The 8,709-nt window shown below is 44.4% G+C and carries 7 protein-coding genes; 4 read left to right on the top strand and 3 right to left on the bottom strand.

Going from position 1 to position 8,709, the window contains the following annotated elements:
- Nucleotides 1–50 precede the first annotated feature (50 nt).
- From C7R91_RS00600 to loaP, 3 genes are all read right to left on the bottom strand, one after another.
- Nucleotides 51–869 carry a lipase family protein gene (locus C7R91_RS00600; protein WP_047068496.1) on the bottom strand — a complete coding sequence of 273 codons (819 nt, stop codon included), beginning with the start codon at nt 867–869 and terminating at the stop codon, nt 51–53.
- Between the two features lie 38 nt (nt 870–907).
- Nucleotides 908–1,738 carry a lipase family protein gene (locus C7R91_RS00605; RefSeq protein ID WP_047068495.1) on the bottom strand — a complete coding sequence of 277 codons (831 nt, stop codon included), beginning with the start codon at nt 1,736–1,738 and terminating at the stop codon, nt 908–910.
- A 241-nt stretch (nt 1,739–1,979) separates the two neighbouring features.
- Entirely contained in the window at nt 1,980–2,513 is a 534-nt protein-coding gene (gene loaP, locus C7R91_RS00610; RefSeq protein ID WP_047068630.1) for an antiterminator LoaP, read from the bottom strand.
- A gap of 365 nt (nt 2,514–2,878) precedes the next feature.
- Between loaP and C7R91_RS00615 the strand changes: the two genes are divergently transcribed.
- From C7R91_RS00615 to C7R91_RS00630, 4 genes are all read left to right on the top strand, one after another.
- Nucleotides 2,879–3,646 carry a 4'-phosphopantetheinyl transferase family protein gene (locus tag C7R91_RS00615; RefSeq protein ID WP_047068494.1) on the top strand — a complete coding sequence of 256 codons (768 nt, stop codon included), beginning with the start codon at nt 2,879–2,881 and terminating at the stop codon, nt 3,644–3,646.
- Between the two features lie 83 nt (nt 3,647–3,729).
- Entirely contained in the window at nt 3,730–7,032 is a 3,303-nt protein-coding gene (gene fabD, locus C7R91_RS00620; RefSeq protein WP_047068493.1) for an ACP S-malonyltransferase, read from the top strand.
- 38 nt (nt 7,033–7,070) lie between these two features.
- On the top strand, nt 7,071–7,865 hold the full coding sequence (locus tag C7R91_RS00625) for an alpha/beta hydrolase (RefSeq protein WP_047068492.1): 795 nt from the start codon (nt 7,071–7,073) through the stop codon (nt 7,863–7,865).
- A gap of 8 nt (nt 7,866–7,873) precedes the next feature.
- Complete coding sequence (locus C7R91_RS00630) at nt 7,874–8,689, top strand: methyltransferase domain-containing protein (protein ID WP_047068491.1); 816 nt, start codon at nt 7,874–7,876, stop codon at nt 8,687–8,689.
- Nucleotides 8,690–8,709: the final 20 nt, after the last annotated feature.

Genomic DNA, 8,709 nt, shown 5'->3' on the forward strand with positions numbered 1-8,709 from the left:
TCTCACCGCGTGATAAACAGGACATAAAAAAAGAGAGTGATTCAATGGAATCAACATCCCCCTAAAAACGGCACACACATCCCTGTATCCGGACAAAACCCCTCATTCTCCACACACAACCTCTCCGTAAACCCAGGCTCCTCCTGCGCGAGAAACTTAAAATAACAAACAATTTCATGATTCCTTACAGCTAAACTATTCAACTGAAAATCCAACAAATACTTCCGATCCACATGCTGGTAGTACAATCCTTTTTTCGTAAACGGAGGCGGATACACCTTGGACGGCAAAGTCGGAATAATATCATGAACATTCACGATCCGAATACTGTTCTTTACAGTCTCATTAAACCGCGAAGCAAAGACAGGATCTCCGACACGAGGGCTCCCATACGTATACACAAAGGGTCGCGTAAACTTCGTATTCACCGCAATATCTAAACCAGCAAGTGCGGCCAAGCCTCCCCCTAAACTGTGTCCAGCAACCAATAGTCTTTTCGATCTAGAGAGCTTGCTCAACTCCCGAATCAATTCATCTCTCGCGGATTGATAAATGCAAGTAAACCCGCGGTGAGTCTTTCCTGCTTTTTTGACAAAACGATAGGGGACTTGATACAAATCTTGATCAGACTCATTGTCGTTAAACGTTCGTGTTCCCCGAAAAGTAACAACGATACTGTCTGATGACTCGGCTATAAAACCAAATACCTCCGGCTCCGGCGTCTCTACACCAGCCATTGCTCGAATCGTCGAGCGCTGACGATATCCTTTTGGCAAGATGAGTGAATCTGTTTCAAAAAGCAGATAGGCCTGATGGATCATGGCTGCAAGTAAAATCGCATCTTCGCTGTTATAAATACGATCGACCATTCATGTGTCTCCCTTTCTAAGTTTCAAGGCTGTAAAAGCTAGCAGTTACCTTGAAACGGAATACACGTATCCGTATCGGGACAAAACCCCGGATTTTCCACACAGAGCGTGTGGGCGTAATCAGGGTCATACTGAGTGAGGCTATGAAAATAGCAGGCGATACTATCGTTACGAGGCGTATTATTCAGTTGAAACGAGAGAGGGAACTTGTTTTTTACATGTTGATAATAGATACCTTCCTGGGTAAAAGGAGGCGGATATTTTTGATCGGGGAAGGTAGGAAAAGAGTCGTGAACATTGACAATGCGCAGACTATTTACAACGACTTTATTGAAGCGTGAAGCGAAGGTGGGGTCACCAATACGCGGACTGCCATAGGTGTAAACGATTGGGTGCCTAAACTGCGTGTTTACTGCAATATCTAAAGCTGCCAGCACAGCCAGAGCACCGCCGTAGTTGTGTCCAGTTATAAAGAGCTTTTTTGACCCGGAAAACTGTTTTATTTTTCTGATGAAACGCTCCCGCGTTGATTGATACAGGCATGTAAATCCACGTGAGGTCTTTCCAGCCTCTTTCACAAAAGGATAGGGAACTTGCAAAATGTCGTAGGCTGCCAAAAGGTCTGCTGGATATGCCGCGTACCCTCTGAAGGCAATGATAACTTGATCTTTAGATTCTGCTACAAAACCATAAACATGTTCTGTTGGATTCTCTGCATCTGCAAAAGCCCGAATCGTGTATCGAAGCTGAAAACCTTTGGGTAAGATAAGCTTCCCTTGAAAAAATAGTAGATAAGTCTGATAGCTCATGGCTGCAAGGAAAATGGCAGCCTGACTAGTAAACATGTTGTCTTCGTCCGAGAAAACCATGCAGACAAATTCCTTTCCAAACAAGAATAAGAATCTAACGCCTTTATCTGTCTTTCCCAAATGAAAGCAGGGCAAGGCTATTCGAATGACACTTACCATGAGCCTATGTTTTTACGATGAAATGCGTGCTTGTATGAAGAAAATATATGACTGCTTATCGGACAGGAGAGGGGATTGCGATGACGAATTATAAAGGGATGTGGTAGAAAAAGGAAAAGGGGCGCGTCGCAACGCTCCCCATTTACAAAGGTTCTGAGAGGATTTCAATTCCCACATCAATTGTTTTCTCTACTCCCATAAAGGTTAGAAATATTTTTGCCCTGTTTTTGTGTTTATCCACTTTTTTAATAATGCCTTCTAGTCCTTTGAGGGGACCAGATTCTACGATCACCTTTGAATTTTCTAGATAAACTTTTGAATAATCGACAACCTCACCGTTCCCCATGAGTTGGAGAATCGGGGTGATTTCTTTTTCGTCAATGCTCGAATAATAAGCGCCCTCATCTTGCGAATAGTAACTACCGCTATTGACCAAACGCAAACTCCTAGGAATATTTTTGATTTTATGGAACATTTCGTTAGTCATTTCAGTCTTAATAAGTACATATCCAGGAAAAATATTCTTTAGGACATTATACACAATGCCTGACTTTTTCTCTGGAACCAATCTCTTCGGTACAACGGACTTTAAATACTGCTCATTAAAATAGAGTCTGAGGTACTTTTGAACGACTTCTTCTTTACCGGATTCTACAAAGATGGCATACCATTTCAAGATGAGCAATCCTTTCATTATGAAGTAGATTCGTAAGTAACTGGAGTGCTTACTGCTTACCAAAAAATAGGAATGATTGAGTAGATAAATTCTCAAAATTTGTGGTATTATACTAAATATATCCAATTCTTTCGTGTTATGCAATAAATGCGGTTGTTGTAACATTCTGTATAAATAGAACGCTTCAGCTACATAAGCTTCTTATCGAAAGTAATATCTCTAAGGGAATTTAATCGCTGTTTCGGCACGTTAAAGGAACTGGGGAGGTCATACGGAGAAACGGTAGTGTGTATAACTATTTACCCACGAACCGGGGAAGCTCTGCCCTTTGGCATAGTCGTAGAACGAGAGAAGGCGGAGATTGGATGCATGTGTTCCCACAGATCTTTACGAAAGAATTCGTTATAAAAGCTACGAATAGAGAGTTTCGTGCCAGCTTGAGCATTGGCTACTTTTCTGTTCCCGCTGATTTTTTTAAAATGGTAAAATTCTTGCACCCAAAAGAATTTGAGTATTATTTTCATCTGGAGTTTGAGAGGAGAGTCAAAAGCTACCTGACTGGGAGATATGTCGCCAAAAAAGCCGTTTCGTTTCTGACTGGAGAAGACAGCTTAGACCGAATATGTATTGCACAGGGCATTCTTCATCACCCTGTCGTGAACTTGCCGAATACAACCAATGTCCAAGTGAGTATCACCCACTGTGACGATCTTGCAGCCGCCATTGCTTTTTCGGAAGAACTACCGATGGGGATTGATATAGAGAGAATTAGCGTTGATAGAAATAAAGTTCTGGAGACGCAAATGACTGTGAAAGAGAGCAGCTTGTTGTCACGCTTGCCTTATTCCTATGAAGCGACTCTCACTCTTTTCTGGACAGTCAAGGAAGCGTTATCCAAAATCTTGAAGACAGGCTTAACAACATCTTTTCATATCTATGAAATAAGCCAAGTGGAGGTAAGGGATGGGGTTGTGTTTAGTCTTTTTGAAAACTTTCCCCAATACCGTACTGCTTCCTATATCCTTGGTGACTATGTATGTTCGATCACCTACCCGAAAAAGACAGAGTGGAGTATTGCTGTAGTAAAGGATGTACTCCAGGAGATAGAACAATGCATGACAAATCGCTTATGAATTCCCCATTAGCGGTCAATTGACCAGGCTGTGGGGAGTTTTCTTTATAAAAACCTTTTATAAAAACAAGGGGTGCATCATACATGGAAAAGCCTGTTGTGTTTATGTTTTCTGGACAGGGGTCTCAGTACTATCAGATGGGGAAAGACCTTTTTGATCAGAATCCGGTATTTCGCAAATGGATGCTAAGGCTAGATGAAAAGGTACATGCCCTGATCGGGGAGTCTGTTCTTGCCCAGTTATATGATGGCACGAAGCGTCGCGACGACCTATTTGATCGCACCCTTTATACGCATCCCGCCATTTTCATGGTGGAATACGCTCTGGCCCAGGTTCTCATGGAAAGTGGAATAAAGCCAGACTATTGTCTGGGGAGCAGTTTGGGGGAGTTTGTGGCGGCGGCTGTGTCTGGGATCATGCCTGTGGAAGAATTGCTGCAACTCGTGGTGGAACAAGCCACCCTTTACGAAACGTATTGTCAGAAAGGGAGTATGCTTGCGATTCTCCACAATCCCGATTTGTATGACCAAGAGCCGCTCTTGCATCGAAATAGCGAGTTGGTAGCGGTGAATTTTCATTCGCATTTTGTCATTGCTGGGAGCAGTCATCAGTTACAACGCATGGAGGATTATGTCAAAGGCAAGGGGATTATTTGTCAACGCCTACCCGTGTCGTATGCTTTTCACTCCTCTTACATCGATCCGGCTGAACCACATTATCGGGAGGTATTGAAACAGAAATCGTTTGGAATTCCCCAGATTCCCTTTGTATCGTGTGTTCATGGTGAGATTATGAGGGAACTGCCAGTTGACTACTTTTGGCAAGTCGTGCGAAAGCCAATGCAGCTTCCAAAAGCTGTCCAAGAGCTGGAGAAACAGCAGAGCTACATCTATTTGGATTTGGGACCAGCAGGGAATTTGAGTAATTTTACAAAGCGAAATCTGCGGCAAGATTCACAGTCAGAATGCTACTCGATTATCACGCCTTTTAAAAAGGACGGCGAAAATGTAGAGCGCATCAAGCAGCTATTCTCAAAGAAACGTTTGAATACAAATAGAAAGGAAGGCAGAAAAATGACCACATATGTTTTCCCAGGGCAGGGCTCCCAAATAAAAGGAATGGGGGGCTCTCTTTTTGATGAGTTTCCAGAAATAACGGCCAAAGCTGATCAGATATTAGGTTATTCCATTAAAGAATTATGTCTGCATGATCCAGACAAACAGTTAAGTAAAACGCAATTTACCCAGCCAGCTCTGTACGTGGTAAATGCGCTTAGCTACCTGAAGAAACTGAAGGAAACCGGGAAAAAACCTGACTATGTGGCGGGACACAGCCTGGGTGAGTACAATGCGCTTTTTGCATCAGGGGTGTTTGATTTTGAGACAGGGCTGCATTTGGTGAAAAAACGGGGAGAGCTGATGAGTCAGGCCGTGGGTGGAGGTATGGCGGCTGTGATCGGGTTCACTTTGGAGCAAGTGGAACGGGTATTACATGAAAATCATTTGACCAGCATCGATATTGTCAATCACAATTCTCCCTCCCAATTTGTGATTGCAGGTCGGAAAGAAGATATCGAGCGTGCCAACCCTGTTTTTCAGGAAGCGGGCGTAAAAGTTTACATACCGCTAAAGGTGAGCGGAGCATTCCATTCCCGTTACATGAATGATGCGAAGCAGAGCTTTGAGAACTATTTGAATCAGTTTGCGTTTTCCAGTATGACGATTCCTGTAATTTCAAATGTCCACGCAAGACCCTATAAACAGAGCGATGTGAAACGGAATTTGGTTGAACAAATTACACACCCAGTGAAATGGAATGACAGTATTCGATATCTCCTGGCCGTGGGGGAAAACGAAATAGAAGAAGTCGGCCCTGGTACTGTGTTGACCAAATTAGTAACTACGATCCGAAATGAAGCAGAGCCGCTGATCATAGATGTGGAAGAAGAGAAAGAAAACATGGAGCAAGAGGCAAAGCCGGTTTCTGTCAACGTACAGGCCGAAGAGAGAGCGAGCGCCACGGAGCAGCCAAAAGGAATTACCGCTTTTTCGCTGGGGAATCAGCAATTTAAACAGGACTACAAACTGAAATATCCCTACCTGGCAGGAGCGATGTACAAGGGAATTTCATCGGAAAAGCTGGTCATTAAAATGGGAAAAGCCGGGATGATGGGCTTTTTCGGAAGCGGTGGCTTACAGCTGGATAGAATCGAGCGAGCCATCCAACAGATTCAACGTGAACTACAGCATGGCGAGCCGTATGGGATGAATTTGTTGCATCATCCAAGTGATCCATCCATGGAAGAAAGAATCGTTGATCTGTATCTTGCTTATCAAGTGAGGGTGATTGAAGCATCTGCGTTTATGGCGATTACCCCTGCGTTGATCATCTATCGGGCCAAGGGATTAAAGCGGGGGATGAACGGGCAAGTGGAGGCGGCAAACAAAATTTTTGCCAAGGTATCACAGCCTGAGGTAGCGGAAGCCTTTTTAAGTCCCGCACCTGAGTATCTGATAGAAAAATTGGTGCAAGAACAAAAGCTTACAAGGGAAGAAGCGAGTCTGTTGCGAGAAGTTCCGATGGCGGATGAGTTAACGGTAGAGGCCGATTCTGGAGGAAATACCGATCACGGTGTAGCTTCTGCTTTGATGCCTGCAATGATCCGGCTCCGAGATAACATGATGCACAAGTATGGTTACCGTAAGCTGATCAGAATCGGGGCTGCGGGCGGCATTGGAACTCCTGAGGCTGCTGCGGTCGCTTTCATGCTTGGGGCAGATTATATTGTTACAGGTTCGATTAACCAGTGTACAGTGGAGGCGGCGACCAGCGAGTCGGTGAAGGATTCGTTGCAGTTGGCCAATGTTCAAGACACAGAATATGCCCCAGCGGGTGAGATGTTTGAAATGGGAGCCAAAATTCAGGTGTTGAAAAAAGGCTTATTTTTTCCAGCGAGAGCGAACAAATTGCACGACCTCTATCGTCAATACAACTCGCTTGATGAAATCGATGAGAAAACCAAGCAGCAGCTCCAGGAAAAGTATTTTAAACGCAGCTTTGAAGAAGTGTATGAGCAGATGAAAACGACTTGCCCGCCTCAGGAACTGAAAAGAGCGGAACGAACGCCTAAATACAAGATGGCGTTACTTTTCAAATGGTATTTTAACCGCTGTTTTGACTGGGCTTTGGACGGAGCCGAAAGCTATAAAGTGGATTATCAGATTTACTGCGGTCCTGCGTTAGGTTCTTTTAATCAATGGGTGAAGGGAACGGCTGTTGAAAACTGGAGAGACCGTCATGTTGATCAAATCGGTGAAATGCTGCTCAAGGAGACAGCCAACCTTTTGAATCAGCGTATCCACGCTTTAATAGGTTCAAGCAAGTAAAGAAGGAATGACTCTCAAATAAGAAAGGAACGGCGAAAATGAATTTGGAACTAATAGAATACCATCCGCAAGGCGTTTCTAGCGAAGCGCCTCTTCTTTTTGTGCATGGAGCATGTCATGGAGCATGGTGTTGGGAAAAAAACTTCCTTCCTTATTTTGCGGACAAAGGCTTTTCTTCTTATGCACTGAGCCTTCGTGGACACGGTGAAAGCGACGGCTTTGAAAATCTTCATTCCTACACACTTCAGGACTACATGGATGATGTTCTTGAAGTAATCGCGCGTCTAAGAAACAAGCCAGTGCTGATTGGACACTCCATGGGCGGAGGAATTGTGCAAAAGATCTTGCACCAGCATCCAGATTTAATCTCGGGTACTGTTCTCGTTGCCTCGATTCCTCCACATGGCGGGATGCGTGACTTATTCCGATTGATGTTCAGGAATTTTAAAGAAGCTATGCAACTGTTTACATATAACGAAAAACGAGATGCCTCACTGCTTGCCAATGTCTTTTTTTCCAAGGAGCTGCCGATGGAAAAAAAGGACGAGTGGGTGAAGCTCTTGCAGCCTGAATCACTGAAAGCAAGAACCGAGATGAATGGAAAAATTGTTCCCAAAAACATCAGTGCGAAAGCTCCGATGCTGGTTCTCGGCTCCAAGCAGGATCGGATGATTTCTGAGAAAACAACGCGCCGAATTGGCAAAACATACGGAATCGAGCCTGTTCTGTTCCCAAATGTCAGTCATGATATGATGCTTGATCCTGAATGGGAAGCTGTTGCTGGCCACATTTTGGCTTTTTTGAACGAATCTATATCTGAATGGCGGAGGTAGGGAATAACATGGAAGGTTCTTATCAAATCGCAAACATTGCAACGAATGTTGAGGTAGAAATAGAACGTTTGAAATCACAGGTGGAGTTGTTTTGGGAGAAAGAACTGAAGCATTATATCGAGTTTGGTCTGACAGATGGGATGTCGGTCATAGAGCTGGGCTCGGGGCCTGGATTCGTGATGGAAAAGGTCATGCAGGCGTTTCCAAATGGCAGAGTGACGGGATTAGAGATTGATCCTCTACTCGTTGATTATTCCAAAAACTATTTGACACAAAAGCAATCGGATCGATTTGAGATAGTCGAGGGATCGATTATGGAAACTGGCTTACCTAGCGATTCCTATGATTTTGCCATTACTCGACTCGTATTGGAGCATTTACCGGACCCAGTCGGTGCGGTTCGTGAAGTAGCGAGGTTGTTAAAACCAGGTGGCAAAGCGGTATTTATCGACAATGATTTCGAGATGCACATCATGACCACCCCGCATGTACCTGAATTGCGAGAGCTGTATGACGCCTACTGTGCGGCACGCTATGCGGAAGGCGGCAACCCGAAAATCGGTCGTGAACTGCCAACAGTCCTCAAGCAAGGCGGACTTGGAAAAATAGATTTCGAAGTCATTTGTGCCCACAGTGAGCTTCTCGGGTATGAAATGTTTCTAAAGTCGGAGGGTGTAGGCATTCCTGTGCAGTTGGTGCGTGACGGCTATTTATCCAGTAAGGCGCTGGGCAAGCTATCTGTGGCATGGCGAAACATGCTGAATACGGAAGGTCATTCCATTCTCAGACAGCTGTACATGGCTGTTGGTGAGAAATCAGTGTAGATGAAAGGGGGGAGTCGAGT

This window comes from Brevibacillus formosus (assembly GCF_003013405.1).
In the GTDB taxonomy this organism is placed as follows: Bacteria; Bacillota; Bacilli; order Brevibacillales; family Brevibacillaceae; genus Brevibacillus; species Brevibacillus formosus.

Excerpts from the sequence above, each read along its gene's own strand:
- C7R91_RS00600 (WP_047068496.1), bottom strand. The coding sequence starts at position 869 with ATGGTCGATCGTATTTATAACAGCGAAGATGCGATTTTACTTGCAGCC.
- C7R91_RS00615 (WP_047068494.1), top strand. The coding sequence starts at position 2,879 with ATGCATGTGTTCCCACAGATCTTTACGAAAGAATTCGTTATAAAAGCT.
- C7R91_RS00630 (WP_047068491.1), top strand. The coding sequence starts at position 7,874 with ATGGAAGGTTCTTATCAAATCGCAAACATTGCAACGAATGTTGAGGTA.
- C7R91_RS00625 (WP_047068492.1), top strand. The coding sequence starts at position 7,071 with ATGAATTTGGAACTAATAGAATACCATCCGCAAGGCGTTTCTAGCGAA.
- fabD (WP_047068493.1), top strand. The coding sequence starts at position 3,730 with ATGGAAAAGCCTGTTGTGTTTATGTTTTCTGGACAGGGGTCTCAGTAC.
- C7R91_RS00605 (WP_047068495.1), bottom strand. The coding sequence starts at position 1,738 with ATGGTTTTCTCGGACGAAGACAACATGTTTACTAGTCAGGCTGCCATT.